At 58.6% G+C, this 266-nt stretch carries 1 protein-coding gene; it reads left to right on the top strand.

What is annotated here, in order from left to right; genetic code table 11:
* Positions 1-266: type 2 periplasmic-binding domain-containing protein (locus AB2L51_RS15255; protein WP_475557855.1), on the top strand; the 266-nt coding region annotated here is incomplete at both ends.

A 266-nucleotide genomic window follows, 5' to 3' on the forward strand; every position in this document is an offset into this window, starting at 1 on the left:
TTCGTCAACGTTGCCAAGCGTTACTACGCCGAGCAGGGTCGTCAGGTCGACATCATCAAGCTCTATGGCTCGATGGAACTGGCGCCGCTGATCGGTCTGGCCGACAAGATCATCGACGTGGTCGACACCGGCAACACCTTGCGAGCCAACGGCCTGGAGCCCCAGGATTTCATCGCCGACATCACCTCCAGGCTGATCGTCAACAAGGCTTCGATGAAAATGCAGCACGCCCGTATCCAGGCTCTGATCGATACCCTGCGCAAGGC

The organism is Acetobacter fabarum (assembly GCF_040702925.2).
Lineage (GTDB): Bacteria > Pseudomonadota > Alphaproteobacteria > Acetobacterales > Acetobacteraceae > Acetobacter > Acetobacter fabarum_B.